Raw genomic sequence first — 26,453 nt, 5'->3', positions numbered from 1 at the left:
GCCGGTGTCAGGACCTCGTGAGCCCTCGTGTAATGGCTTTGCTGTTGGAGCGCATCATCTGGATGTAGGTGGCGGCGCCCTTGCCTTTTTCCGTCAGGGATTCGGAGAACAGGGGGATCACCGCGACGTCGAGATGGCTCTCCCGCTTGAGAACGCGTGCCAGGCGGTCGGGCTGCGAGGAGTCCACGAAGATCGCCTTGACGCCCGTCTTGTCGATCGTCGTGGCCAGGGACTTCATGTCGGCGGCGCTGGGGGAGGCCAAGGTGGTGCCACTGGGGATCACCGCGCCCACGACCTGGAAATGGAACCGCTGGGCCATGTATCCGAAGACGTGGTGGTTGGTCACCAGCTTGCGGCGTTCCTTCGGAATGCCGGCGAAGCTCTCCTTCATCTGCTCGCTCAGTCGCTGGACCTTGGCCGCGTAGGCGCCGGACTGCTTCTCGACGGCCTTCTTGTCGACGCCGTCGACTTCCGCGGCCACTTTCTCGCCGATGAGCCGGACGGCTTTCCGTACCCGGTAGGGGTCGGTCCAAAAATGCGGATCCGCCTGGCCTGCTGTTGCGTCGGCCTTGTACGTGAGGGGGTGCACCGCCTTGCCGACACCCAGCGTGGGCACGCCCGATTCCCTGGCGGCCGAGACGTGGCGCAGCACGTTCTCCTCCAGGCCGAGTCCGTTGTAGACGACCAGGTCCGCGCTCTCGATCTCGGCGGCTTCGGCGGCCGAGACACCGAAGGAATGAGGGTCCGCGTTCGGCTTCATGAGCACCTTCACCTCGGCCTCGTCGCCGACGATCTGCCGGGTGATGTCGCCCAGGATGTTGGTGGTGACCACTACGGTCGGCCGTTCGTCCGCTGATCCGGAGCATCCGGTCACGCCGGCGAGCGCGGCGCAGACGAGCAGAACGGCGACCGGTGCGGCGCGGCGGCGAGGCGGTACGGGGTTCTCGGCGGCGTTCACCGTCCTGTCTCCACCATGGCGGAGGGCGCGGAGTCCACGGAGAACGAACGGGCCGTGCGGAGGTCGTCGTTGTAGTCGATTTCGTAGATCTTCTTCCCGGCCACGTCATTGACGTAGGCGCGGTTCGCGTCGACTTCGATCACCGGCTGTGGAGCCTCGCCTTTCGGTTTCCCGGAAAGGAGCTTCCTGGCGGCGATCCGCTTCCCGCTGGATATGTCGTACGACTTGAGCGTGCCGGAGTCGTCCAGGGTGAGGAGCGGTGTTCCTTCTCCGGCGCTGTTCACGGCCGTCACCGGGCCGGTTTCGACCAGTTTCCACTCACGGCCGGGCACGTCGAGGACCCATACGCCCTTGTCGCCCGCATTGGCCGTCAGCGTGGAACCGAGGGACCTGTGCTGGAAGGAGGTGGGACGTTCCTTCTCGGGGACGCTCCGGCCGAAGGGAATCTTCTCGCCGTGAGGCTTTCCCTCCTTTTCGGACACGAACAGCGCACCGTCAGCGCATCCGAAGACGACACCGGCGCGTGTGACCGCAGCGCCGCGAAGGTCCGGACACTTCTCGCGCAAAGTCGTCTTCTTCTTGCCGTGCCGGTCACGTACCTCGACGGCGGTCTTTCCTCCGGGCCCGGCGGCCGGAACGAGCGCTTCTTCCTTGAGGGGGACGACGGGGCCCGCGGCGGACTCGTCGAGGGCCGCGGTCTCCTTGACGCGCCCCTTTTCCAGTTGAGAGTGGTCCACCAGTTCGGCTTTGCCGTCGGCGAAGGTGAGCGCTGTCAGCGAGGGACTGCTGTGGACGTGTTCGGGTTTCTTTCCCCGGACGGTGCCGACCTCGCGCATCTTGGCGCGGTAGTAGTGCACGTGGTCGCCGTGGTCGACCATCCAGGCGCCGCTGTCGAAGATTTTCGTGCCGCTGCCGAAGGCGGCGTAGGCGAAACGGCCGTCGGTGAACAGCCGGGAGCCTTTGGGCATGCGCCCGAGCGGCTTGGTCTTCTCCTCGATGAGGTCGAGCACCTGAAGGGTGCCGCTCGTGCTGTCGCCGAGTACGAGTCGGGACTGCTGTTCCGCGGTCTCCCGCGCTCCCGCGATGTAGCCGTGTGGTGTGGCGGAGGACGAGGACTTCCCTGTGCTGCCCGCGTCCCCTTTCTCGCTGTCGGCGCAGCCCAGGAGCAGGATCCCCAGGGCCAGTGATGCCGCGGAAGCAGTCGCGGCCTTCGTGTGGTTCCAGGTCATGGCCGGTGTTCGTGTTCCCTTCACGTGTCGAGTGCTGGAAGAGGCTGCGCGTCCTCGGCCCGGCGGCGCCTCAGCCCGGCGGCGGACGCGGAGAGGAAGAAGAGCAGTACGGCGACGGCGGCGATCGTCGCTCCCGCGGCCGTACGCAGATGCCACGACAGGAGCAGACCGACGAAGGTCGCGCCCATGCCGAACAGCGCGGCACCGCACATGACCACCGGCACCCGGCGCGCCCAGGGCAACGCAGCCGCCGGTGGAGCGATCAGCAGCCCGAACACCAGCAGCGTGCCCACCACGTGGAAGGACGTGACGATGGCGAGAGTGACGAGCCCCAGCAGCACCGCGTGCGCCATGCGGGGGCGCAGTCCGAGGGTGTGGGCCTTCCGCTCGTCGAAGACGAGGGCCAGGAAGGACCGGTAGCCCAGTACGGAGATGAGTGTGGCCGCGCACAGCGCGACGGTGAGGTTCACCAGGTCCTGTTCGCGCACCGCCAGCACGTCTCCGAAGAGGAACCCGGTGAGGTCCACGGCGAATGACTGGGAGCGCGAGACGATGATCACGCCGAGCGACAGCATCCCCACGAACAGCAAACCGATGCCCGTGTCCTGCGAGAGCCGACGTGCACGCCCCAGAACCGTCACCCCGCAGGCCATCACGCCGGCGCTGAGGGCGGCGCCGATCAGCAGGTTGCCGCCGTAGAGCGAGGCGATGGCCACCCCGGGCAGCATCCCGTGCGACATGGCGTCGCCGAGAAAGGTCATGCCTCGCAGCACGACCCAGGTGCCCGTGGTGGCGCAGATCAAGGAGACCAGGATCCCGCTCCACAGAGCCCGCTGGACAAAGGCCACTTCGAACGGGCCGGTCAACCACTCCATGTCCCGCAGACTATAATGAAAACGATTTTCATAGCAACTTCTGCGAAGGGCATGCTTCCGTGACCACCTGCGAGGTCTCGCTCCGCAACATCGCCGCCGGGTACGCCCGCCGACCGGTTCTGCGTCAACTCACCGCTTCCGTACCGCAGTCGGCGATCACAGCTGTCGTCGGGCCGAACGGCTCGGGGAAGTCGACCTTGCTGAGCGTGCTGGCCGGCGTGCACCCGCCCACCGCCGGCACCATCGAGCGGAGCCGCTCCTCTCGCCCGTGCTTCGTCGTGCAGCGCAGCGCCGTGTCCGACGCGCTGCCGCTCACCGTCCGCGAGACGGTGGCGATGGGCCGCTGGGCCCACCGTGGTCCCTGGCGACGGCTCACCGCCGGGGACCGGCGTGCCGTCGACGACAGCATGGAGCGGCTCGGCATCCGCGAGCTGGCCTCCCGGCAGCTCGGCGAACTGTCGGGAGGCCAGCGGCAACGGGTCCTCGTAGCCCAGGGGTTGGCGCAGGAGGCAGACCTCCTCCTGCTGGACGAGCCCACCACGGGCCTGGACGTGGCCGCCCGGGAGAGCATCGCGACCGTGATGCGCGACGTCGCCGCAGAGGGCACGACAGTGGTGCACGCCACGCATGACCTGGCCGCGGCCAGGGAGTCCGATCACTGCGTCCTGCTGCTGGACGGCAGGCTGATAGAGGAAGGAAAACCCCAGGACGTGCTCACCGAGAGCGCACTGCGGGAATTCTGGGGGCTGCGCTGACGCTCCGCTCTCAGCTCGGCCGGAGCACCCTCATGGCGGCCGCCCTTGGCTGCCGCGCTCGTGGGAGCCGCGTCGGCAGACCAAGTCGAACGCTAGCCCTCCCTGTGCGTCCAGGCCCCCGCGAGCAGGGTCGCGTGCACGGGGAGGCGGCGGAGCGTGGCGTCGTCGGCCGTCAGGGGATCGGCGTCCAGGACCGCCAGGTCGGCAGGGGCGCCTGCCGATATCCCAGACTGCGCGCCGGTGGAGGCCGCCAGCGCCTGAGCCGGGGTGAGTCGCTGCTCGGGATGCCAGGGCGGGCGCCGGTCATCGGTACGGGCGACCGCGTTGGCGATGCTCAGCCACGGGTCGAGGGGGGCAACCGGCGCGTCGGAGCCCAGCTCCAGTCGGGCTCCGGCGGCGAGCAGCGCGGCGTAGGCGAAGGCGCGCGCCGTGTGGCCCGCCCAGTGCTGGTCGGCCACGTCGCGGTCGTCGACCGCGTGCGAGGGCTGCACGCCGACCGTGACGCCCAGTTCGGCGAACCGGCCGAAGTCCTCGGTGCGCACGAGCTGGCCGTGCTCGATGCGGCCGCGGCAGCCCACCGCGGCGAAGGCGTCCAGCGCGAGCTGGTTGGCGCGATCCCCGATGGCGTGGACGGCCGGTTCCAGACCGTGCCCGGACGCGGTCCGCAGCGCGGTGACGAGGTCGTCACCGACCGTCCTGGCCAGCCCGTACGCCTCGGGGGCCGCCGGATCCAGGCCCGGATAGGGAGCGTGGCACAGCGCGGTACGCGTGTTGAGCGAGCCGTCCGTGAACAACTTCAGGGGGCCCGTCTCCACCAGCGGGGCCAGCGGACTGCCGGTGCGCAGGCCACGGGCCACGGCCGCCTCCAGGTACTCCGGGTAGACCGCCGCGGCGACCCGCAGCAGCGGCGGAGCGCCGGCCGCGCGGCGCTCCCAGTCGGTGACGTTGTCGGCGACTTCGAAGTCCACGACGCCGGTCACCCCGCGCCGCGCGGCGGCGGCGCAGGCGTCCGCCACCCAGCCGTCCAGCGTCTCGGCGGGCACACTGGACAGCTGCGCGACGGCACGCATGGCGGCGCCCTCGCGCAGCACCCCTGTCGGGTGGCCGCCTTGTCCGAGAAGGGCGAGCCCGGCCGAGTTGAGCCACGCGGTGTGCAGGTCAGCGCTGATCAGCAGGGCGGGCCGGGCTTCGGGCAGCGCGTCGAGCAGGCGCTTGTGCGGGGCGTCGGGCCACAGGCCGTCGCGGAAGCCGTAGCCGGTGACCAGTTCGCCGGGCGGCAGCGCGGCGGCGCCCTCACGGACGGCGCGCACGGTCTCCTGGGCCGAGGCGGTGCCGGAGACGTCCAGCCGGCGCCTGGCCGCCGCCCACTGTCCGAGGTGCACATGGGCGTCCCACAGCCCCGGGATCAGCACCCTGCCGTCGAGGTCGGGGGCGTGCTCCTCGCCGGACGTGGGCACAGCACCCGGGTCGTGCGGACGGACCCCGGCGACCCTGCCCCGGCCAAGTGCCACGTCGTACAGATCCGCACCACCGGGGAACCGGACCCGGCGCAGCAGGCGCGGAGCGGGACCGTGCGCGCGGGCGCGGGTGTCCGGGGCGGTGCTGTGCGGTTGTGCGTTCTCGTGCGGGTCGGTCACGACGGCCTCCGAAGGGCGTTGCGCATGGCGCGGGCGAGTGCGGGGTTGGACCAGGGCTGGTCGGGCCTCTCCAGTGCGTCGGCCACCCGGGCCGCCACCTCGGCGCTCTCGTCCTGGCTCAGCTTCGCCTTGGCCACGACGCGGTCGGCGACCAGCCGGAACCCGGTGACGCCGGGTGCGATCCGCTCCGCGTACGCACCGGCCTGGGAGAGTTTCCAGGGCTGCGGAAAGCGCGACTCGAAATGGTCCACGGTCTCCGTCAGCACCTGGTAGGTCTCCTGGGGCCCGAGCACCTGGGGGCGGCCGTACAGGTGGGCGACGACGAAGTTCCATGTCGGCACGTGCGGTGTCTCCTCGTACCAGACAGGCGAGACGTAGCCGTGCGGCCCCTGCACGAGGAGCACCACAGGGAGACTGCCGAGCCGGTGCACGTCGGCGTCGGTACGCGCCAGGTGCCCGGTGACGGTGATGCGGCCGGTGTCCGGAGCACGCTCCGCGCCGGCGTCCTGCGGCGCGGGCCCGGCCGTCTCCGGCGGTTCGACGAGCACCGGCAGATGGGAGACGACGGGGTCGCTGTCGTCCGGGTGGCTGACGAGTGTGGCCCAGGAATGGGCGGCGATCATCCCGCGGACGGCGGCGGGGTCCTCCACCTCGAAGATCTTCTGTTGCAGCATGGGGGCTCCTGGCGGCAGTTCACCGACGGGCGTGGCAGTCGGCGGATGCGGGGTTATCGGGTGCGGGGAGGGTTGCGGTCCGGCCTGTGCGGGCCGGTCGGTCAGCCCCTCGGGGTTCACGTCTCGGGGAAGTGGCAGGCCACGACCGAGCGGTGTGCACCGGTGCGGGGCTCGGGAGGAGGGGCCTCGGTGCGGCACCGGTCCTGCGTCTTCCAGCAGCGGGTGTGGAACGGACAGCCGCCCGGCGGGTCGCTGGGACTGGGCGGGTCGCCCGCCAGTACGAGGCGGGAGCTGTGGCCCCGCCTGCGTGGGTCGGGGTCGGGAACGGAGGACAGCAGCGCCCGGGTGTAGGGGTGCGCGGGATGTTCGAAGACGGTGTCGCGTGCGGCGCGTTCGACGATCCTGCCGAGATACATCACCGCGACCTCGTCGGCCATCTGACGTACCACCGCCAGATCGTGCGCGATGAAGACGAGTGCGAGACCGAACTCCTGTTGCAGGTCCCGCAGAAGGTTGACGACCTGGGCCTGGACCGAGACGTCCAGTGCGGAGACCGGCTCGTCGCACACCAGCACCCGGGGCCGTAGCACCAGCGCTCGTGCGATGCCGAGCCGTTGCCGCTGGCCACCGGAGAACTGGTGCGGGCGGCGCCCAGCGTGCGCGGGGTCGAGCCCCACCAGCTCCATCGCCTCCAGCGCCTGGCGCGAGCGGGCGCGCGCGTCGGCCGGATCGCGGTGGATGTCCAAAGGCTCGCGTACCAGTTCTTCGGCGGTCATCCGGGGGTCGAGACTGCCGTACGGGTCCTGCATCACCATCTGGATGCCGCGCCTGCGGCGGCGCCGTTCGGCGGCCGGCAGCGCGAGGAGCTCCTCACCGTCGAGCAGCACCTGGCCCGAGGTGGGCCGCTCCAGCGCCATCAAGAGCCGCACCAGCGTCGACTTGCCGCAGCCCGACTCGCCCACCAGGCCGAGCGTGGACCGTTCGGCGAGCACGAGGTCGACGCCGTCCACGGCTCGCACGGCGGCCGAGCGGCGGCCGAGCCGGAAGCCGCGAGCCGGATAGTGCTTGACGAGGTTGCGGGCCTCCAGGAGCGGCACCCCGGCCTTCCGTGAGGTGCCCGGGGCCCTGGAAGGGGCCGTCGTGGCGTCCGGGGGAGGGGCGACGCCGTCGGTCGGCTCAGGCACGGGGCGCCTCCTGCGGGCCGTGGGGATTCTTCGGGACAGACGGGCGCTGCGGGCCCGGCGGGTCGAGCGGGTCGAGGGGGTAGTGGCAGGCGGTCGTGCGGCCGTCGGCGCCGGCCTCCAGCTCGGGCCGCTGCGTGGCACAGCGGTCACGCGCCGACGGACAGCGCGGGTGGAAGACGCAGCCGCCGGGGAAGGCACCCGGCGCCGGCGGGGCGCCCGGCACCGGAACCAGCCCGCCGACGGGCGCGTCGAGCGAGGGCACGGCGTTCAGCAGGCCGCGGGTGTACGGGTGCGCCGGGCGCTCGTACAGCGGCACGGCCGGGGCCTGTTCGACGATGCGGCCCGCGTACATCAGGGCCACCCGGTCCGCCGTGCCCGCGGCGAGCCCCAGGTCGTGGGTGATGAGCAGCAGGGCCGACCGGTGCTCCTCGCGCAGCTCTGCCAGCAGCTCCATGATCTGCGCCTGCACGGTGACGTCGAGGGCGGTGGTCGGCTCGTCCGCGATGAGTACATCGGGACCGAGCGCGACGGCCATCGCGATCATGGCGCGCTGCCGCATGCCGCCGGAGAACTGGTGGGGGTGGTCGCCGTAGCGCCGCGCGGGGTCCGGAATGCGCACCCGGTCGAGCAGGTCGACGGCGGCGGAGCGCGCGGCGCGGCGGCTGAGGCCGCGGTGGACGCGGAGCACCTCGGCGATCTGGAAACCGACGGTGAGGGTCGGATTGAGCGCGGAGAGCGAGTCCTGGAACACGGTGGCCAGGTGCTTGCCGCGCAGGGCGCGGAGCCCGGCCTCGGACAGCGTCAGCAGGTCGGTGCCCCGGTAGCGGGCGCTTCCGCTCGCGCGTACGTTGCCGGGCAGCAGCCCCAGCACGGCCATCGCGGTGAGGCTCTTTCCGGACCCCGACTCGCCTATCAGGGCCAGGGTTTCGCTCTCGTACAGCGTGAACGACACCCGCTCCACGGCCAGGTGCGGTGTGCCGCCGGGACGCAGCAGCTCGACGCTCAGGTCCTCGACCTCCAGCACGGGCACGCGTACGCCGCCGTGGGGCTGTGGGTCGTGCCCGACCTCACGTGTGCTGCCGCTCTCGCCGTCAGCCATGGTCACCGAGTCCTCGGGTTGAGGGCGTCGCGGACCGAGTCGCCGAAGGCGATGAGCGCGAACACCGTGACGGACAGGAACAGTCCTGGGAACAGCAGCAGGTGGGGGTGGGCCTCGAAGCTGTTCTGCGCGGTGGCCAGTTGCAACCCCCAGGAGATGGCGGGCGCCTGCATCCCCACACCGAGGAAAGTCAGTCCGGCCTCGGCGACCACCACGCTGCCCACGGTGATGGAAGCCAGCACGAGCACGGGCGTGAGGATGTGCGGGAGGACGTGCCGCCGGACCACCCAGCCGGTGCCCGCGCCCATGCTGCGGGCCATCAGCACGTGGTCGGCCTCCCTCGCCGAGCGGACGGAGGCACGCACCACCCGGGTCATCGGCGGCCAGCCGAAGAGCGCGAGGACCCCGGCGACGGTCGGAATGTCGCGCGTGGTCACGCTGCTGAGCACCACGATCGCGCCGAGCAGGAAAGGGAAGCCCAAGAAGACATCCGTGAGCCGCGCGATCACGCTGTCCACCACCCGGCCCGCCATCCCGGACAGGCAGCCGAGCAGCAGCGCGAGCGCGAGGCTGCACCCGGTCGCGAGCAGCCCGACGCCCATCGAGGTACCCGCGCCGTGCACGACGTTGGCGTACAGATCGCAGCCCTGCGTGTCGAAGCCGAAGGGGTGCCCGGCAGCAGGGCCCTGCGCGCTGTGGTCCAGGTCGCAGGAGCGGGGATCGCCGTGTCCGAACCAGCCGGCGAACAGGCCGGGCCACACGGCCATCACGAGCAGCACCACCGTCGCGCCGCCGGAGACGAGGAAGACGGTGCTGCGGCGCAGCAGTCGCCAGACCGACCGGTCGGCGAAGGGCACCGCGGGCACGCCGCCGGGGGAGCCTTTCCGCTCGTCGGCCGCGGGACCGCCGGCCGGCACGGCGGTGGGGGAAGCCGCGCCGCCGCTGCTCGTTGCCCTCATCGGTTCAGTCACGGCGGATCCTCGGGTCCAGGAGGCTGTTGAGCAGGTCCACCAGCACGCTCACGGCGAGGAAGACCAGGATCAGGGCGGTGGCCACACCGACCACGGTGGGCCCGGTGTGCGCCTGGACCGCCTGGAACAGGAGCTGGCCCACGCCGGGGAGGTTGAAGACGCCCTCCACGATGACCGTGCCGCCGAGCAGCAGCCCCAGGTCGACGGCCAGGTACGTGACGGCGGGCAGCAGCGAGTTGCGCAGCACGTGCACCAGCAGCGTGCGGCGCCGCGACAGGCCCTTGGCCGCCGCCGTGCGCACATAGTCGGCGCTCAGGTTGTCGATGACCTCGGCGCGCACCAGCCGGGAGACGGACGCCAGCCCGAATACGGCGACGACCAGCGCGGGCAGTACGTACGCCGAGGGCCACCCCGCGCTGTCGCCCGCGACGGGGAACCAGCCGAGCCGCACCCCGAGGAGCACCTGCGCGGTGTAGCCGAGCACGAACACCGGTACGGAGACGGCCGCGGTCGTGAAGGCCAGCACCGCACGGTCCGTCCACGTGCCGCGCCGCAGCGCGGCCAGCACACCGAGCGCGATCCCGACGACCGCCTCGACCCCCCAGGCGGTCAGCGCGAGGCGTACGGTCACCGGCCAGCGGTCCGCCATCTGCTCGGCCACCGGGACCCCCGAGAAGTCGGCACCCAGGTCGCCGTGGAAGAGCCCGGCCAGGTAGTGCCCGTACTGCGCGAGCACGGGTTCGTCCAGGTGGTGCTGTTCGCGCAGCGCCGCGACGACGCTCGGGGTGAGCGGGCGGTCGCCGGCCAGCGCACTGACGGGGTCGCCCGGCAGCGTGTACACCATGACGTAGATGACGAGGGTGACGCCGAAGAAGACGAGCACGGCCTCCAGCAGGCGGCGCAGCAGCAGCGAGGTCATTGCGGTTCCCGCCTCTGCGGGGGGCGCTGCTCGGTGCGGGCGTGGTCGGCGGCGGCGAGCAGCGCCGCGTACTGCACCCCGGACAGGGTCGCGATCGGCAGGGAGGTGCCCATCACGGGTGCGGCCTCCGCGGCCCAGGTGTCGTACCGCTCCAGCAGCGCGCGCCGGAGGGCGTGCACCTCGCGGGGCGCGGTGCCCGCCCCGGTCTCGGCCTCCAGCGCGCGCAGCAGCATCCCGCCGAAGCGCATCCGGAGGCTGTGCGCGGACTGGAGGCAGGAGTAGCGCTCGGCGACCGTGGCGGGGCGCTCGTGGAGGCCGTCGGCGCGGCGGATCTCGGTCTCGCTGAGCCGGCGCAGCCCGGGGACGAAGGAGCGGGAGGCGCGCAGGAACGGCGAGGCGAGCGTCAGGTGCGGTTCGGCCGTCTTGAGGATCTCTTCCAGGAACGCCCCCGCCTCACCCAGCGCGTCGGCGCGCAGCCGCAGCACCTCGCGGTAGCTGTCCGGGACGGGAGAGTCGTCCTCGGCGTCGGGGTGGGACCACTGCGGGACCTCGGCGACGAAGTAGAAGGTGCCGTACGGCTCCGCGTAGGCGGCGCTGGACGCTCCCGCGAGGGTGGCCGCCGGGTCGCCGCCGTGACCGGCCAGGTAGTCGTAGGCGGCGCGCATGTCGATGGCGCCGTGGATGCCGGGGGCGTAGAGCGGGGTGTGTGCGGCCTCCGGCTCGCCGGTGGCCAGAGGGATCCCGGCCGCTGCGGGGATCGCCGTGAGCTGCGCGTACAGGGCGGGTGCCGGGCGGTTGAGGTAGTAGTAGGCGCCGCCCGCCTCGCAGTTGTGCAGAGTGGTGAGAAAACGCGGCTTGGTGGCGTCCAGCAGCCGCATCAGCGCCAGGGTCTCGGGCAGCACCCGGTCGAAGTAGGCGTCCCGGTAGGCGAACGGGAAGGTCCACTCGATCTGCTCGTCGCCGCGTGGCCGGTAGAAGTGCCGCCCGTACAGGTACTTGTTCTCGGGGTCACCGAACCAGCCCTCGTTCAGCCGGGCGCCGTCCGGGTCGATACAGGGCACCAGATGCCAGGCGGCCCCGAACCGGGCGCGCAGCTCCGCGTCCTCGCACAGCCGGGTGGCCAGGTGCAGCACGGTGACGCCGCCCACCGGCTCGTTGGGATGCACCCCGCCGACGACCACGTAGTCCTCACCCCCGGTGGCCGAGCGCGCGGACTCGGGCGGGCCGCTGTCGTGTTCCGAGACGGTGAAGCACAACAGCGGTTCGCCCAGGCGCGAGGTGCCGATGCGGCGCTCGGCCACCAGATCCGGGTGGCTCGCGGCCAGGGACCGGAAGCCGGCCAACAGGCTGTCGACGTCCGGATAGTGGTCCGTCGCGGGTACCGATCGGGTCGCTTCGACCCAGGAGCGCGGCCCGTCCGCTTCCGGCGGGGCGGTACGGGGAGTGACGGTCGCCATGGCGGTGGGCTCTCGCTTTCTCGACGGAAGGACGGGGATCTGCGGCAGGGGAGAGAAGGGGGCAGGAGGGGGGTCGTGGTCAGGGGTGTGTCCCGACGCGTTCCAGCCGCAGGCCGAACGGGCCGATGGCCACCCCGGAGAGCCGTTCCGTCGAGGCATAGACGTAGCTGCCGTAGAACAGCGGGATGGTCGGGAAGTCCGTGAGGATCCTGCGCTGTGTCGCGTTGTAGAGGGAGGCGGCACGGCGGGGGGAGGTGGTCGAGTCGGCGCGGGCCAGCAGCTTGTCGACGTCCGGGTGGCTGTAGAAGCTGCACGTCCAGCAGTCGCCCGACTTGGTGAAGATGCCGCGCAGGGTGTTCTGCATGCTCGGGTAGAGCGCGCCCCAGTGACCGTAGAAGGGGCCCGAGAGCTTCTTGCCGTAGACCTTGTCGGAGAACTCCGCCCAGTCGGCGGTCGCCTGCGCGCGGGCACCGTCGATGCCGAGGTTCTGCCGCAGCTGGTTGGCCAGCGCCCGGTACAGCTCGTCCAGGCCGAGGCCGCCCGGGTAGGTGAGGACGAGCGGCCCGTGCCAGCCGCCCGCCTGCCGCAGCAGCTCACGGGCCCGCCGGGGGGCGTAGCGGCAGTCGTCGCACACGCCCGTGTCGGCACCGACCTCGGCGGGTGGGACGAGGGAGGTAGCGGGCGTGTTCAGGCCGCCGTACATCGCCTTGTTGACGGCCTTCCTGTTGATGGCCAGGGACAGCGCCCGGCGCAGGCGCACGTCACGGAACCGCTTGTCGTACAGGGGCAGACTGAGCAGTTCCATGGAGGGGGCCTCGTAGCGGTGCACCCGGCCGGGGAAGTCGCGGCGCACCTGGCCGAACTTGTCGGGAGGTACGGCGAGTACGTCGGTGTTCCCGGCCAGCGCGTCGGTGTAGGCGGTGCTCATGTCGGTGTAGCTCTTGAACGTGAGACCGTCGGCTGCGGGCTCGGGCCCTTTGTAGCCCCGGTACGCGGTGAGGGTGGCGCCGCGGTTCCGCTTCCAGGCGGCCGTCATCCGGAACGGCCCGTTGCCCGAGGGCCGGCGGTCGTAGGCGCGCGGATCGGTGAAGGCGGCTTCGGGCAGCGGGAAGAACGCGCCCTGGTTGTCGGTGAGCTGGTACGGGAACTGGCTGTCCGGCGCGCGGAGCGTGACCTTCAGCGTGTAGCGGCCCGCGACGCTCAGGCCGGACAGTGTGTGCCGTGCCGGCTTCTTCTTGCCCTTCGGGTTGAGCGCCGCGTAGCCCTCGATCCCGGCGAGCTGGCCGTTGGTCGACCAGGCGTTGGGTCCGTAGGCGGCGTGGTTCCAGGCGTCGGCGTAGCTGCGCGCGGTCACCGGCTCGCCGTTGTGGAAGGTCCAGCCGGGGCGGAGCCGGATGGTCCAGTGCCGGGAGTCGCGGGAGGTGACGGACCGGGCCTGGACGTACGCGAGCTTCCCCGAGTCGCGGACCGTGACCAGCGGCGCGAACAGGGCGTGGATCGGGTCCATCGAGGTCACCGTCCGGCCCGGCGTGAGATGGTCCGGCGGCTCGGTGGTGGCGACGGAGAAGCCGCCCTCGGGCGTGCTGATGCGGCTGCCTTGGCCCGCGCATCCGGCGGCGCCGAGCATCGCGGCGAGAGCCGCCGCTGAACCAGTCGTGAGCAGGCTGTATCGACGCAAGACGGCTCCAGGGGAGAATGCGGTCGAGCCCCGAAGCAGGCTGCGGGGGCCCCATGTCGGTGGTGCCGGTGACGCGTACCAGGGATACTGAGCCTCGCGCGAAGAGCCTGTCAATGAAAAACGTCTAGAACTTTTAATCTGAGATGAAAGCTCAGGTGCGAGGGTCGGAGAGCGGAGGACCGCATGGGGCGGAACGGCGAGGTCGAACACGGCTGGGGGCGCGCGTCGTTCGTGGAGGAGATGGGGCTGCTGTGGGAGGCGGTCGGCAGCGCCCGGATGGACGGCCGGATCATCGGCTATCTCATCGTGACGGACGCGCCGTACGTCTCCTCCGCGCAGCTGGCCGAGGCGCTGAAGGTCAGCGCGGGCTCCATCTCGCTGGCCACCCGCCGGCTGGTCGAGGCGGGCTTCGTCAAGCGGCACGCGGTTCCGGGTGAACGCAGCCGGTACTTCCGGATGGAGGACGACGTCTGGGGCAGCTTCCTCGCGGGCGAGCGCCGCTTCTTGGAGGAGCAACGCCAGTTGGGCGAGAAGGCCCTCGAACTGATCGGTGACGAGGAGGAGGGCCCCCGCCGCCGGCTCCAGAACATGATCGACTACATGCGCTGGATCCAGGGCGCACACCGCGAGCTGCTCGCGAACTGGAAGGCGTACCGCCGCGCGCACCACCCGGACGTGCCCGCGGCGCAGGAGTCGCCCGCCCCGTTCCGGCCCGGCCCCGACGAGCCGGCGGCGCCGGGCGCCGCCGCTTCCGGATCCGATGCCCCCGACGCGTCGGGGCTCGCCTCCGAGCAGCGGCGCTCGATCGCGCTCGGTCAGGCGCTCGCCCGGCGGCTGGTGCCGGACACGGTGTGGCAGGCCGCCGCACCGCTGCTGCCCTCGTCAGCACAGGGCGAGCGCGCCGTGCTCACCGGCGTGGTGCACGTGCTGACCGCGGGCTGCGGCTGGCAGCAGCTCCCCGGCCACTTCGGTGTCTCTCCCGCCACCGCGCACCGCCGCTTCACCGCATGGAGCGACGCGGACGTCTGGGAGCGCCTACCGGCCGCCGCCGCGCCCGAGGACCGCGCCTGGTGTACGGAGATCGCCGCCGCCGCCCGCAAGCGGCGCGGCCGCCGCGACGCATGAGCGTTCCCGGAGAAATCCGGGACGCCGTCCGGCACGTCCAGGCAGAGGTCGGGGCCGGGCTCCATGCGCGTCTCAGCCGTCGGTTCCCCAGTGTGTGCCGTAGCGCCGGGCGAGGGTCCCGGCCTGCCCCTCGTCCAGCAGCCGCGGTTCCTGGCGGCCGAGCAGCAGCAGCAGTGCGGCCGTCTCCTCCAGCTCGACTGCCGCGTCCACCGCGGCTTGGAGACTCGCTCCGGCGGTGACCGGTCCGTGGTTCTGGAGCAGGACGGCCCGGAAGGCGAACGCGAGTTCTTCCAGGCGACCGGCTTGGCCGGGGTCACCGGGTTCGGCGTAGGGGAGGAGCGGGGTACGGCCGACGCGCATCACGAAATACGGGGTGAGTGGAGGTATCGCGCTCCGTTCCGACCACGGGGGCAGGCAGCTGAGGGCGGTGGCCTGTCGGGAGTGCAGGTGGACGACGGCACGGGTTTCCAGGTCCCGCCGGTAGAAGGCCGTGTGCAGGGGGAACTCCTTCGAGGGCCGCGGACCTGCCACGTGCCGCCCGGTGACGTCGAGTTCGCTCAGGTCCTCAGGGTCGAGGGCGGCCAGATCGGCGCCTGTCGGGGTGATGAGGACACGGTCGTCCTCGCGGATGCTGAGGTTGCCGGAGGCTCCGGGGCTCAGGCCGAGCCCCGCGAGGTGGGCGCCGGCGGCGGCGAGTTCTTCCCTCGGCCCGCTCACGAGAGTTCCTTCCAGGCGGAGGTGAACAGGTCGGTCGAGCCGAAGTTGCCGGATTTGAGGGCGAGATCGAGGAGCGCTCCGGGTTCGGCCTCCGTCTTCGGGCGGGTCTCGGCCGTCGCCCAGGACACCCCCGGGCCCAGTGGTGCCCCGATCCGGAGTGTGCGCACACCGAGCGCGGTGACCACTGCCCCGGAGGTCTCGCCGCCGGCGACCAGCAGGCGGCGCGCGCCCGCCCGCACCAGATCGCGTGCGCACCGCGCGAGGGCGGCCTCGATCAGTTCGCCAGCCGGGGGGCCTGCGGCAGGGGCCTGGGAGGCGTCCTCGACTTCGTCGTCCTCGCCGACGGCGTAGAGCAGTGGCGGCAGGCCGGGCGACTGCTCCCATGAGCGGGTGACGAAATCGGTGAGTTCCGCTGTGGCGGACTCGAAACCCTCCCGCAGCCTGCGCAGGTCGAGCTTGCGGTGCGGCAGGTGGGCCATGCCGTGCGCGACCTGGGCGCGGGTCGCCGCCGAGGCGCTGCCCGACAGCACGACGCTCTTGGCGTGGGCGTACGGGGCTGCCGCGGCGGCCCGTGCCTCGGCGGCTCCGGCGCGTGGCCCGCTCAGGCCGAGCGCGAGTCCCGCCGCCCCGGTGACCAGGGGCAGGTCCTGGGTGGCCGTGGCCAGCGCGCGCAGGTCCTCGTCGGTGGTGGCGTCGGCGACGATCAGTCCGTCACCGAGCGCGGGGTCGGCGAGCGCGCTGCGGACGGCGGCCGCTCCCTGCCGCACCGTCTCGTGCGGCAGAAGGCGCACGGGGTGGCCGGTCTGCGGGGCGAGCAGCCGGCCGAGGTGGGCGTCGCGCATCGGGGTGAGGGGGTGGTGGCGCATCGGGCTCTCGTCGAGCAGGTCGTCGTGGACGAACAGGCGCGCGCGGTAGACGGTGCGGCCCGTGGCGGGGAAGGAAGGGACCACGACCGTGCGCCGCTGGCCGAGCTCGGCGAGCAGCGCGTCGGTGACGGGGCCGATGTTGCCGTGCGCGGTGGAGTCGAACGTCGAGCAGTACTTGAAGTAGAAGCGCGTGCAGCCGGCGCGGCGCAGCGCGGCGAGCGCGGCGACGGATTCTGTGACCGCCCGGTCCACGGGCGCGGTGCGGGACTTGAGGGCCACCACGACCGCGTCGGCCGCGCCCGCTCCCTCCCCGGCCGCTGGTTCGGGTGGCCCGACCAGGACTTCGGTCCGGAAACCCCCGGCGACCAGCATGGTCGCCAGGTCGGTCGCCCCGGTGAAGTCGTCGGCGATGGCACCGAGCGTCGGCATCGGCCCTCCTGGGTGACGTCCGGGCGGCGCGGCGGGTGTGCGGGTGCACGGCGCTGCCGCCGTCCGGGGTGGCGCATAGTTGCGAGGTGTGAAGAAATGTTACCAGGGTTGACGCTGGTGTTACATAGTGCGTAGGTTCCGTTAAACCGAGTGGTTTCTTCCGCTCCGGTCGTCCGCCAAGGAGCCCCATGAACGTGCACCACCTCTTCGCCGACAGCGGGGAGCGGCCCGTCCGCTACGCCCTGTCCGGAGCAGGGGGCGGCTTCGCCCGCACCCTGCTCGCCCAGACCCTGCGCATCCCCCGACTCGTCCCCGCGGTCCTGTGCGACGTCGACGTCGAACGCCTGCACGCGCTGTGCCGGGAAGTCGGCTACCGCGAGGACGCCCTGAGTATCTGTACCGACGCCACCGCGGTCATGGCCGCCGCCCGCGAGGGCCGGGTGGCGCTCGTCGGCGACGCCGCACTCATGGGCGTGAGCGAGTGGGACATCCTGGTCGAGGCCACCGGCAGCCCGGTGCACGGCTGGACGATGGCACGCGACGCGATCGCCGCAGGCCGGCACGTGGCGATGGTCAGCAAGGAAGTCGACTCCGTGGCCGGACTGCACCTGGCCGGGCTCGCCCGCGAGCGCGGAGTCGTCTACACCACCGCCGACGGCGACCAGCCCGCCAATCTGATCGGCCTGGTCACCTGGGCACAAACCCTCGGCCTCGACATCGTGGCGGTCGGCAAGTCCACCGAGTACGACCTCGTCCTCGACCCGCGTGCGCAGACCGTCACACAGCTGGACACCACCGTGCCCGCACCCGGCCTGACCGGACTGCTGGAACTCGGCGACGACGTGCGCGCCACCCTCGCGGCCCGCGCCGAAGCCGTCTCCGCGCTGCCCTCGGGCGCCACCGCCGACTACTGCGAGATGGCGGTCGTCGCGAACAACACCGGCTTCGCGCCGGACACCGAGCGGCTGCACTATCCGGTCGTGCGGATCGCCGAACTCGCCGACGTGTACGCGCTGCGCGAGGACGGCGGGGTGCTGCACCGCCCGCACGCCGTCGACGTCTTCACCGCGCTGCGGCTCACCGGAGAGGTCTCCTTCGCCGGTGGCGTGTTCGTCGTCGTCCGCACCCACGACCCGGTCACCTGGCAGACGCTCGCACAAAAGGGCCACGTGGTCGCCAGGAACGGCAAGTACGCCGCCATCTACCTGCCCTACCACCTCATGGGCGTCGAAACCCCTCTGACACTGCTGTCCGCCGTCTTGCACCACCGGCCCTCCGGCGGCCTCGCACCGCGCCGCGTCGCCGTCCTCGCCGGCCGGACCCGCCACGCCCTCACCGCCGGCACCCGGCTGGAGATGGGCGGCCACCACCACGACGTGACCGGCGTGGACGCGGTACTGCTGCGCGGTGAGGACGCCCCCGCCCGGGTCGCGCCGCTCTACCTCGCCGCGGACACCACGCTGGCCCGGGACGTACCCGCCGGAGCACTGCTCGGCCTGGACGACCTGGCAGCACCCGACGCCGGACTGCTCGCCGCCTGGCAGGACGGCGCGCCCGACGACGCGGAGCCGGCCGCGTGAGCGCCGACGTCCAGCACCTGCTGCTCGCCGCGGCGGCGATCGTCGTGCTCGTGCTGCTGATCACCAAGGCGAAACTGCACCCCTTCCTCGCGCTGACCGTGAGCGCACTGGCTCTCGGCGTGGCCAACGGCATCTCACCGGCCAAGGCGGTGGAGCACTACGAGAGCGGCTTCGGCGACGCGCTCAGCGGTACCGGCCCCGTCATCGGGCTCGGCACACTGCTCGGCGGTATCCTGCTGGGCTCCGGCGGAGCCGACCGCATCGCCACCGCCTTCATCGGCTCGCGTCCACTCCAGTGGGTCCCCGCGGCCATCACCGGCGCCGCGCTGCTGATCGGTATGCCGCACCTGTTCGACGTCAGCTTCGTCATGCTGGTGCCACTGGTCTACGCGGTCGCTCAACGCACCGGCTCGCACCTGCTGTTCGTGGGCCTTCCGATGGCGGCAGGCTTGTACGTGTCGCACGGCCTGCTGCCCCCGCACCCCTCGCCCACCGTCGCCGTGCAGGCCTACGACGCCAGCACCGGCCTGACCCTGCTGTACGGCCTGATCATCGCGATCCCCCTCGCGATCGTCTCCGGCCCGCTGCTGACCAAGGTGGCCGCCCGCTGGTTCGGTCCGGCCCCCGACCTGACCAAGGGACCGGTGCCGGACACCGGCCCGGCACCTCAGGAGGCCAAGCGGCCTGTCTCGCTGGTCCTGTCACTGGTCACGGTGCTGCTTCCCGCAGCGTTGATGCTCACCGGGACGCTGGGCACCGCCGTGACCGACAAGGGCGCGTGGGCCCACACCCTGTTCGAGACCTGCGACACGCCGGTCGTCTCCCTGATCGCCGCCGTCGTCTTCGCCTTCTTCGCACTCGGTGTCCGCTCCGGGTTCGGCCTGGGGCAGTTGCAGAAGATGGCGGCCAAGGGGCTCGGGCCGGTCGGTGCCATCGTTCTCATCCTGGGAGCGGGCGGTGCCCTGAAGGAGATGCTGTCCGCGACCGGGGTCGACGACGTCATCTCGCACTATGCCGTCGACTGGTCCATACCGCCGCTGCTGCTCGCCTGGGGCACCGCCGCTTTGCTGCGCGTCTGCCTGGGATCGGCCACCGTCGCGACCGCCGCGGCGACCGGCATCGTGGCGCCGCTGGTCGGGGCATATCCGGGGCTCTCGCCGGAGTTGCTGGTGCTGGCGACCGCCTCCGGCGCGGTGATGCTCTCGCACGTGAACGACTCGGGTTTCTGGCTGTTCAAGGAGTACTTCCAGCTGAGTGTCGCCCAGACGTTCCGGACCTGGACGCTGATGCTGTCCCTGCAGTCGCTGCTGAGCTTGGGGGGCATCCTGCTGCTCAGCACCGTGATCGGCTGACCCGGCCGGGTACTGGGCGGCGGAATGGGGCAGGATGAGCGCACCGGCCGCCCAGCCAACCCGGCCGGCCCCTTTCCGCCCCCTCCGACCACCCTCCTTTTGCCCCCTCTTTTCGACCGCCCTTGTGGCCGCCCTTTTCGAGTGTCAGGACGGAGCCGTACGCGATGAGTTCCCGGGATGAGCCGCCGTTGATTCCGGACCAGCGGCGCGAGCTTCTCCTCAAGCACCTGCGGCGCGAGGGAGTGCTCAGCGTGCAGCAGATCACCCAGTTGTTCGGTGTCTCGCACATGACGGTCCGCCGGGACATCGCCGACCTGGAGAGCCAGGGTCTGGTGTTCTCCGTGCCCGGCGGCGTGCGGCTCGCGAACCGGCTGCGTTCGGAGCCGAGTTTCGACGACAAGTCGCTGGTCGAGCAGCCGCAGAAGCAGGCGATGGCCGCGGAGGCGGCCGCGATGGTGCGCGACGGCATGACCGTCTACCTGGACGCCGGCACCACCTTGCTGGCCATGGCCCCTCACCTGGCCGAACGCACCGATGTGACGGTGGTGACCAACGACTTCGGAGCCGTCTCGGCACTCTTCGCCGCCCGGCACCTGACGGTGATCCATGTCGGCGGCCAGGTGGAACCGGACAACCACTCGTCCGTGGGCCGCCTGGCCGCCGCGACGATCCGCCAACTCGCCTTCGACATCGCCTTCGTCAGCACCAGCTCCTGGGACCTCGTACGTGGCGTCACCACACCCTCGGCCCCCAAGGTGGAGGTCAAGCAGGCGGCGATGGCCGCGGCGCAGCGCTCGGTGCTGGTCGCCGGTTCGGCGAAGTACGGGACCTTCGGCATGTACCGGATCGCCTCGCTGGACGCCTTCGACACGATCGTCGCCGATGCGATGCTGACCGAGGCCGCCGCGCAGGGTATCCGGGCGTGCGGAACCGACCTGCGCCTGGTCTCCGCCCGGACAGGGGACTGACGGCCTGCCGTTCGAGGTGGCCGTGGCCGCCTCCCCACTCATGCGGGCCGGTATCGCAGGGCTACCGCCCCCGACCGGAGCTCATGGCGGTCCACGAGCCCGAGCTGGATACGCTCGCGCAGACCGGCGAGCAACGTCGGCCCGTGTCCGGCAAGGACCGGCTGAACAAGGAACTCGTATTCGTCGATCAGTCCCTGTTCCGCCAACGCCAGGAGGAGCGTCACGCCACCCACCCACAGGCCCGCGCCCGACTCCTGCTTGAGCCGCTGAACCGCTGGCCCCAAGTCGCCTCGCACCAGGTCGGCATTCCAGTCGACCTCGCTCAACGTGCTCGACACGACGTACTTCTTCGCCCGGTCGTCGATGGTCTCGGCAAACGGGATCTGCCACGCGCAGGTGGTCCGTCCGGTCGCGCTGGGACGAGCCAACCGAGATATCGCTGAGAGCCTCGTGTTGTCCACCCGATCCGTGGAGAACCATGTCGCACGCATCGTGCGGAAGCTCGGCGTTTCCTCGCGAAAGCGACGTCGACGCAGTGGCTCCCGCAGGAAGCGAGGCCGAATGGTCGAGTGAGTGCACAAACCCACTGAGGGGCATGCCGGGTAAGCGTGGCCGGTGTTCGTGCCGGACGAGAGGCCGGTCGGCAGGGGAGGAATCCGGGGCCGCCTGCCAGAGCCGCCACCCGCTGCCGCTCCAGGCGTACCGGCGCGGTGCCCGGTGGATGAGCAGGAGGTGGGCGGGGCTATTGGGGCGCGTGGCGGGAGTAGCGGGTTCCGCCGGGTGGGAGGGGAATCTCGCACCAGATGGATTTTCCGTTGCCGCGGGGGGTGACGCCCCAGGCTTCGGCGAGTTCTTCGACGAGCAGAAGCCCGCGTCCGGACGCTGACTGCTCCGCGGCGGCTCTCCGCTGAGGGGAGGCGGATGAGGTGTCGGACACTGTCAGACGCAGGGTGCGCCTGCCGTCTCCTACGGGCCTGGCGGTGAGAGTGGCGTTGCCCTCGGTGTGGAGTAGGGCGTTGGTGGCCAGTTCGCAGGCGAGGAGCTCCGCGGTGTCGCCCAAGGGCCCCAGAGACCACTCGTGCAGTGCGGTGCGCAGGCGGCGGCGGACGGCGTGCAGGGTGTCCGGGTCGGTGCGGCTGATCGAAGCGGTGAAGCGAGGACCTGTCATCGGCTCACCGGCAGCACGTCGCAGAAGAAGGAGGGCGACGTCGTCTTCCTGGCGTGTGTAGGGGCCCATGGTGTTGAGCAGGTGCTCGGCGAGGGGATCGGGGTGCTCGGGCCCGCTGCGCAGTGCGTCGAGGAGCTGTGCGCGTCCCTGGTCGATGTCCGCGGTGCGTGTCTCGAAGAGGCCGTCGGTGCACAGCAGCAGTGTGGAGCCCGGTTCCAGGGTGGCTTCCGATTCAGGGTAGGCGGGGAGACCGGTGCCGGCCAGTCCGAGTGGCATGCCTCCGGGGGCGTCGAGCCAGGCAACGCTTCCGTCGGGACGGCGCACTGCTGGTTCCGGGTGCCCGGCGCGGACAGTCACGGTGACGCCGGTGCGGGGGTCGAGCAGCGTGAGGACACAGGTGGCGAAGCGGTCGGTATCCAGTTCGGCGAGGAAGGCCGAGGTGCGCGCCATGATGGTCGCCAGCGGGTGGCCCTCGTCGGCGTAGGCGCGCAGCGCGATCCGCAGCTGGCCCATCACTGCGGCGGCCGTCACGTCGTGCCCCTGCACGTCTCCGACGGCCGCGATGATGCGGCCGTCCGGCAAGGCGATGGCGTCGTACCAGTCGCCTCCGATCTCCCCACTGGTGTGAGCAGGCCGGTAGCGCGTTGCCAGATCCAGCCCGCCTATGTGCGGCATGGGCCCGGGCAGCATCACTTCTTGCAGTCCGGTGGCGAGCTGCTGTTCCTTGTTGTAGAGCAGCGCACGTTGCAGCGACTGGGCGATGGTGCTGCACGCCGCGGTCAGCAAGGTCCTCTCCTCCCGCGTGAAGTAGGACTTGCCGTTGTAGGACAGCCCTATGGCACCGACCGGTGAGCCCTGGGCGATGAGGGGGAGGTAGGCAGCGGCGGTGGCATCGGGAACCTGTTCCAAAAACACTCGCAGGCTGGGATACCGCTCGGCGAACTCCTCACGGCTGGTGATGAAGACCGGCTCGCGCGTACGGACCACCTCGCTCAGCGGAAGACGCTCCGTGAAACGCCCCAGATGGACGTTGCGCACCCAGGGCTCCGGCAGACCGCTGGACCCCCCGGGCACCACCTGCCCGTTCTCCACCAGGCCCAGGGCGATGCTGTCGGCACCGAGCTGGTGCAGCAGCTGGGGACTGGTGATCGCCCCCGCGACGTCCTGGACGGTGAGGGCCGAGGCGAGGACATCACTCAGGTGGCCGACGACGGCGGCTTGGCGGCGGTGATCACTCTTGGCCCGGCGTACCTCCTCCGTCTGGTCGACGGCCCACAGCTCTTGACTGGCGTCCCTGATGACGCCCATGACCCGGACCGCGCGCCCCGCACCGTCTGCGATGACATTGCCCTGCACATGCGTCCAGCGCAGCACCCCGTCACGGAGCCGCACTCGGAAGTAGAGGCTGAAACTCGTCCGCTCTCTCAGGGCGCGGTCGACCCGTGCCTCGATCACGGGTAGATCCGCCTCCACCATCCGCTCGCCGAGAGTGGCGAGCCGGCCGTCCCACTCCTGCGGCCTGATACCCATGACGGACAGGCCGACATCGTCGTACCGCATCACCCCACTCGCCAGGTCCCAGACGAAGACCCCCATCCCGTTGACGGCCATCGCTGCCCGACCAATACGCTCGGGCTCGCTGAGCATCGGCGGCCCACTGCTCGATGCGCGGAAGCGGCCCATCACTGCCTCCCGACTCGGCTCGCATGGCACCCGCCGCGCCCGGCAGCGCCACCGTGGGCGGCCGGGGCAGGCCCCGACTCAAGCATGCGGCGGGCGAGGCCACGGCGCCTGCCAGAGGGCCGGCGACCAGCCGAGCCGGAGGCAGCTTCGGCGACCTGTGCCGTCTGGCTGTCGAAGGCAGCAGTCGGGGCCTCGGCGTTCTCCTGCCGCACCGGTCGGCGCGCCGGCCGGAGGCGGTGGAGGTATCGGGCTCACTGGGGCGTGAGCCGCAGGGTGGTGGCCCTGGCCGGGTCGGCGACCATGGGGCCGACGTACGCGCTGTAGCGCTGGTACTTGGTGCGGTAGGCGTCATCCACCCGATCGTTGACGGCGGCGTCGTTCTCATCGGTGAAGACGACGTCCTTGGTGACGCCGCCGGCGGTGACACGTCCGGCATGGCTGGAGTGGGCGGTGCGCCACCAGGCGCCGTCGCCTCCACGCCAGGACCGCACGTACAACTCGTCCCCGTCGCGGACCACCCAGACAGTGGTGGGACGGCGCAAGCTGCCGTCCCGGCGCTGGGGGGAGATCTCCAGCTCATCGGCGGAGGCGATGGTCTCCAGGTCGCTGTTGTTCCAGGTCATGGCGAGGACTCCTTCGCGGAGGGCGGGTGGCCGGAGCATTTCATGTCGCTCTGGGATATTCCTTCCTCTGCGTCCGCTCGGCCCGGACGCGGGGCGGGGCCGGACGGGTGATGCGCGGTGAGGTGCGGGAAGCAGTCGGCCGGAGCGGCGGCGCACACGGCTGAGGCGGTGCTGCGGCACCAGCAGCTGGTGCTGTTCGCGCTGGGGGAGCATGGCGTCGAGCGGATCGCGGTCACCGTCTGCACAGAGCGATCGCGTAATGAGGCGGTGCGTGTCCCCGGGCGCGCTTGTGGCTGGGCTCGGCTGGATCCTGACCTGGCGGGCGCGGGCCGGCCGATGGACGGGCCGTCCCGTGCGCGGGCCGGATGACCTGGCTGGCTACTCGGTGCCGGGAGGGCGGGGTGGGACGGCGCCGTGGGCCAGGCGTTGGACGTGCTGGTCTCCACCGCCGACAGTACCTACCGGCAGCGCGGGCGCGCTCACGTCACCCGGTCGTCGCTGATCGGTGGGGAGCCCCTCCGCTCGTGGCTCAGCTTCTGTGACGTGCAGCGTGAGCGCGCGGGTGGGAATCCGGTACTCGGTAAGGGTCACGCCGGGTGGATGAACTCTTGCACTGCCGTGGTGAATTCGTCTGCTTTTTCGAAGAACACGACGTGCCCGGCGTCAATTTCGGCGTAGGTGCTGTGTGGGATCGTCGTGTGGAGGTCGCGGCTGTGCTCGATGGGAACGGTGGCGTCCTGGGTGCCGCCGAGGACCAGGGTCGGGGCCTGGACGTGGCGCAGCAGGTGGCGGATGTCGATGCGGGTGTCGAGGTCGACGTGGCGCAGGGTGCCCGGCGTAGGGGGCATGTTGGGTATGAGCCCCTCTACCTGGTCGCGGCCGATGGTGTTGAGGAAGGCGCGGCTGAAGCCGGTCATGGTGACGCTGCGGCCGAAGGCAGCCGGGTCGCTGTGGCCGAGTTGCTGCCAGAGCGTGAACAGGTTGCGTGTGTATTCGTCGCTGTCGGTGTGCGCCCAGCCGGCGACCAGGATGAGCCGGCGTACGAGGTCGGGGCGCAGGGCTGCGACGGCTGCGGTGACTGCTGCGCCCATGGAGAAGCCGAGCAGGTCCACGGGGCCTGTGCGGGTGTCCTCGATGACGGCGGTCACCTGTGCGGCCAGTTGCTCGACGGTCAGCGGTGCGCCGGCGTCGGTGGTCTGATCGGTGCCGGACAGGTCCGGTGTGATCACGGTGTGGGTGGCGGCGAACCTGGGGGTGATCTCGCCCCAGGTGAGTGGGGCGCCTGCGGAGCCGGTGCCGTGCACGAGGACCAGGGCGGGTCCGGTGCCGGTGGTCTCGTAGTGGACCTGTGCGTCGGCGACGGTGATGGTGGCCATGGCGGACTCTCCTCGGCTGGGTTGGTTGGTTGATCACCACCCTGCCGCTGCACGGCCAGGGGCGGCAGAGACCTGCTCACCCTAGGAGCGGCGGTCCCTGGTTGGGTTGCGGCTCAGTCGTGCAAGATGGCCGTCATGCCGATCGATCGCCGTGAGCTCGCTGATTTTCTGCGTCGCCGGAGGGATGGGGTGCGTCCGTCGGAGGTGGGGTTGACGCCAGGCCCTCGGCGGCGCATACCGGGGTTGCGGCGTGAGGAGGTCGCGCAGTTGGCGGGGATGTCGGCCGACTATTACATGCGGTTGGAGCAGGCGCGTGGGCCGCAGCCCTCCGCGTCCATGCTGGCTGCGTTGGCGCGGGCTCTGCGTCTGTCCGCGGATGAGCGGGACCATCTCTTCGTGCTGGCGGGTCACCCGCCGCCTGCGGCGCATACCGATACCGGTCAGGTGGCCCCGGGTCTGCTGCACTTGCTCGACCAGTTGCCCCATACCCCGGCCCAGGTGCTGAGCGACCTTGGTGACGTCCTCGCCCAGAACGGCATCGCCGCGGCCCTGTTCAGTGAGGTGTGCACGGTCTCCGAGCACGGCCGCAACGTCGCCTGGCGCTGGTTCACCTCTCCTTCGGTCCGGGCCGCCTATCCGCCCGGAGAGCACGACTACTACAGCCGTGTGCATGTCGCCGATCTGCGGGCTGCGGTGGCACGGCGTGGTACGGACGCAGCGGCGTCCCGCCTCCTGGAGCGCCTGCGCGCGGCCAGTGGGGAGTTTCGCGAGCTGTGGGAGTTGCACGAGGTCGCGGTGCGGAGGCGTACCCGGATGCGGGTTCTCCACGGCGAACTCGGCGACCTCGACCTGGATTGCCAGGTGCTGCTGGCTCCGGAGGGCGATCACCGTCTCGTCTTGTATACCCCGCCGCCTGGCAGTGATACAGCGGGCCGGCTCGCGCTCCTCCGCGTCATCGGTACCGAGCGGTTCTCGGCAGCGGGCTGAGGTGAGCGACCACACCGGGCTGCGGCCGCCTCGCTGTTACCAAGTGCGGACACAAGTCGGTGAACAACTTCCCCCTCAAGGCCATCTCACCTTGTGTAGCCAACAGCAGATTCGGGCGGCGCAGGTCACGACAGCCGGCGCCG

24 protein-coding genes are annotated in these 26,453 nt (G+C 71.3%); 7 read left to right on the top strand and 17 right to left on the bottom strand.

Annotated elements, in window-relative coordinates; all coding sequences use genetic code 11:
• Positions 1 to 7 precede the first annotated feature (7 nt).
• The 3 genes from aztC to aztB are packed head-to-tail and all read right to left on the bottom strand — an operon-like array spanning position 8 to position 3,062.
• The gene (gene aztC, locus DQ392_RS06770) at positions 8 to 958 is read right to left on the bottom strand and encodes a zinc ABC transporter substrate-binding protein AztC (protein WP_181856313.1); all 951 of its coding nucleotides are present in this window, start codon (positions 956 to 958) and stop codon (positions 8 to 10) included.
• On the bottom strand, positions 955 to 2,187 hold the full coding sequence (locus DQ392_RS06765; RefSeq protein WP_114014584.1) for a hypothetical protein: 1,233 nt from the start codon (positions 2,185 to 2,187) through the stop codon (positions 955 to 957). The genes aztC and DQ392_RS06765 overlap by 4 nt, the downstream gene beginning before the upstream one ends.
• A gap of 20 nt (positions 2,188 to 2,207) precedes the next feature.
• Positions 2,208 to 3,062, bottom strand: a complete 855-nt coding sequence (gene aztB / locus DQ392_RS06760; protein WP_114014583.1) for a zinc ABC transporter permease AztB — start codon at positions 3,060 to 3,062, stop codon at positions 2,208 to 2,210.
• A 59-nt stretch (positions 3,063 to 3,121) separates the two neighbouring features.
• On the opposite strand from aztB, the gene aztA reads away from it, so the two are divergent.
• On the top strand, positions 3,122 to 3,817 hold the full coding sequence (gene aztA, locus DQ392_RS06755) for a zinc ABC transporter ATP-binding protein AztA (RefSeq protein WP_114014582.1): 696 nt from the start codon (positions 3,122 to 3,124) through the stop codon (positions 3,815 to 3,817).
• Between the two features lie 92 nt (positions 3,818 to 3,909).
• On the opposite strand, the gene DQ392_RS06750 is transcribed toward aztA, so the two are convergent.
• The 8 genes from DQ392_RS06750 to DQ392_RS06715 all read right to left on the bottom strand — a co-directional run bounded on the left by DQ392_RS06750 (position 3,910) and on the right by DQ392_RS06715 (position 13,436).
• Positions 3,910 to 5,454, bottom strand: a complete 1,545-nt coding sequence (locus tag DQ392_RS06750; protein ID WP_114014581.1) for an amidohydrolase — start codon at positions 5,452 to 5,454, stop codon at positions 3,910 to 3,912.
• Positions 5,451 to 6,128, bottom strand: coding sequence for an FMN-binding negative transcriptional regulator (locus DQ392_RS06745; protein WP_114014580.1), 678 nt, complete (start codon positions 6,126 to 6,128; stop codon positions 5,451 to 5,453). The genes DQ392_RS06750 and DQ392_RS06745 overlap by 4 nt, the downstream gene beginning before the upstream one ends.
• Positions 6,129 to 6,244: 116 nt before the next feature.
• Complete coding sequence (locus DQ392_RS06740) at positions 6,245 to 7,312, bottom strand: ABC transporter ATP-binding protein (protein WP_220182595.1); 1,068 nt, start codon at positions 7,310 to 7,312, stop codon at positions 6,245 to 6,247.
• Positions 7,305 to 8,411, bottom strand: a complete 1,107-nt coding sequence (locus DQ392_RS06735; protein WP_245981228.1) for an ABC transporter ATP-binding protein — start codon at positions 8,409 to 8,411, stop codon at positions 7,305 to 7,307. The genes DQ392_RS06740 and DQ392_RS06735 overlap by 8 nt, the downstream gene beginning before the upstream one ends.
• A 2-nt stretch (positions 8,412 to 8,413) precedes the next feature.
• Positions 8,414 to 9,382 (bottom strand): ABC transporter permease, encoded by a 969-nt coding sequence (locus DQ392_RS06730; protein WP_114014579.1) that lies wholly within the window; start codon positions 9,380 to 9,382, stop codon positions 8,414 to 8,416.
• Positions 9,375 to 10,301, bottom strand: coding sequence for an ABC transporter permease (locus DQ392_RS06725; RefSeq protein WP_027736111.1), 927 nt, complete (start codon positions 10,299 to 10,301; stop codon positions 9,375 to 9,377). Before DQ392_RS06725 ends, DQ392_RS06730 begins: the two co-directional genes overlap by 8 nt.
• Positions 10,298 to 11,758 carry a M14 family zinc carboxypeptidase gene (locus DQ392_RS06720; protein WP_181856312.1) on the bottom strand — a complete coding sequence of 487 codons (1,461 nt, stop codon included), beginning with the start codon at positions 11,756 to 11,758 and terminating at the stop codon, positions 10,298 to 10,300. Before DQ392_RS06720 ends, DQ392_RS06725 begins: the two co-directional genes overlap by 4 nt.
• Before the next feature lie 79 nt (positions 11,759 to 11,837).
• Positions 11,838 to 13,436 (bottom strand): peptide ABC transporter substrate-binding protein, encoded by a 1,599-nt coding sequence (locus DQ392_RS06715; RefSeq protein WP_114014577.1) that lies wholly within the window; start codon positions 13,434 to 13,436, stop codon positions 11,838 to 11,840.
• 183 nt (positions 13,437 to 13,619) lie between these two features.
• Between DQ392_RS06715 and DQ392_RS06710 the strand changes: the two genes are divergently transcribed.
• Positions 13,620 to 14,561 (top strand): transposase, encoded by a 942-nt coding sequence (locus DQ392_RS06710; protein WP_114014576.1) that lies wholly within the window; start codon positions 13,620 to 13,622, stop codon positions 14,559 to 14,561.
• 72 nt (positions 14,562 to 14,633) lie between these two features.
• On the opposite strand, the gene DQ392_RS06705 is transcribed toward DQ392_RS06710, so the two are convergent.
• Positions 14,634 to 15,278: a class II aldolase/adducin family protein gene (locus tag DQ392_RS06705; protein ID WP_114014575.1), complete on the bottom strand. Its 645-nt coding sequence runs from the start codon at positions 15,276 to 15,278 to the stop codon at positions 14,634 to 14,636.
• Positions 15,275 to 16,573: a 3-oxo-tetronate kinase gene (gene otnK / locus DQ392_RS06700; protein ID WP_114014574.1), complete on the bottom strand. Its 1,299-nt coding sequence runs from the start codon at positions 16,571 to 16,573 to the stop codon at positions 15,275 to 15,277. Before otnK ends, DQ392_RS06705 begins: the two co-directional genes overlap by 4 nt.
• Positions 16,574 to 16,761: 188 nt before the next feature.
• Between otnK and DQ392_RS06695 the strand changes: the two genes are divergently transcribed.
• The 3 genes from DQ392_RS06695 to DQ392_RS06685 all read left to right on the top strand — a co-directional run bounded on the left by DQ392_RS06695 (position 16,762) and on the right by DQ392_RS06685 (position 20,473).
• The gene (locus DQ392_RS06695; protein ID WP_114014573.1) at positions 16,762 to 18,153 is read left to right on the top strand and encodes a homoserine dehydrogenase; all 1,392 of its coding nucleotides are present in this window, start codon (positions 16,762 to 16,764) and stop codon (positions 18,151 to 18,153) included.
• Positions 18,150 to 19,505: a GntT/GntP/DsdX family permease gene (locus DQ392_RS06690; protein WP_114014572.1), complete on the top strand. Its 1,356-nt coding sequence runs from the start codon at positions 18,150 to 18,152 to the stop codon at positions 19,503 to 19,505. The genes DQ392_RS06695 and DQ392_RS06690 overlap by 4 nt, the downstream gene beginning before the upstream one ends.
• A 164-nt stretch (positions 19,506 to 19,669) precedes the next feature.
• A complete protein-coding gene (locus DQ392_RS06685; RefSeq protein ID WP_114014571.1) occupies positions 19,670 to 20,473 on the top strand; it encodes a DeoR/GlpR family DNA-binding transcription regulator in 804 nt (267 codons plus the stop codon).
• A 38-nt stretch (positions 20,474 to 20,511) separates the two neighbouring features.
• Here the strand turns inward: DQ392_RS06685 and DQ392_RS06680 are convergent, their stop codons facing one another.
• Positions 20,512 to 20,901: a dihydrofolate reductase family protein gene (locus tag DQ392_RS06680; RefSeq protein WP_245981227.1), complete on the bottom strand. Its 390-nt coding sequence runs from the start codon at positions 20,899 to 20,901 to the stop codon at positions 20,512 to 20,514.
• Between DQ392_RS06680 and DQ392_RS36145 the strand changes: the two genes are divergently transcribed.
• Entirely contained in the window at positions 20,837 to 21,046 is a 210-nt protein-coding gene (locus tag DQ392_RS36145) for a LuxR C-terminal-related transcriptional regulator (protein ID WP_114014744.1), read from the top strand. The two genes, DQ392_RS06680 and DQ392_RS36145, sit on opposite strands and share 65 nt — an antisense overlap.
• 169 nt (positions 21,047 to 21,215) lie before the next feature.
• Here the strand turns inward: DQ392_RS36145 and DQ392_RS06670 are convergent, their stop codons facing one another.
• The 3 genes from DQ392_RS06670 to DQ392_RS06660 form a co-directional block, all read right to left on the bottom strand.
• Positions 21,216 to 23,324: a SpoIIE family protein phosphatase gene (locus DQ392_RS06670; protein ID WP_114014570.1), complete on the bottom strand. Its 2,109-nt coding sequence runs from the start codon at positions 23,322 to 23,324 to the stop codon at positions 21,216 to 21,218.
• Between the two features lie 251 nt (positions 23,325 to 23,575).
• A complete protein-coding gene (locus tag DQ392_RS06665) occupies positions 23,576 to 23,947 on the bottom strand; it encodes a DUF2255 family protein (protein WP_114014569.1) in 372 nt (123 codons plus the stop codon).
• Between the two features lie 587 nt (positions 23,948 to 24,534).
• Positions 24,535 to 25,323 carry an alpha/beta fold hydrolase gene (locus DQ392_RS06660; protein ID WP_114014568.1) on the bottom strand — a complete coding sequence of 263 codons (789 nt, stop codon included), beginning with the start codon at positions 25,321 to 25,323 and terminating at the stop codon, positions 24,535 to 24,537.
• 126 nt (positions 25,324 to 25,449) lie between these two features.
• Here DQ392_RS06660 and DQ392_RS06655 point away from each other — a divergent pair, with 126 nt between their 5' ends.
• Positions 25,450 to 26,310: a helix-turn-helix transcriptional regulator gene (locus tag DQ392_RS06655; RefSeq protein ID WP_220182594.1), complete on the top strand. Its 861-nt coding sequence runs from the start codon at positions 25,450 to 25,452 to the stop codon at positions 26,308 to 26,310.
• Positions 26,311 to 26,453: the final 143 nt, after the last annotated feature.

The organism is Streptomyces reniochalinae, from assembly GCF_003323735.1.
Lineage (GTDB): Bacteria > Actinomycetota > Actinomycetes > Streptomycetales > Streptomycetaceae > Streptomyces > Streptomyces reniochalinae.
This window is presented reverse-complemented; position numbering and strand designations above follow the sequence as displayed.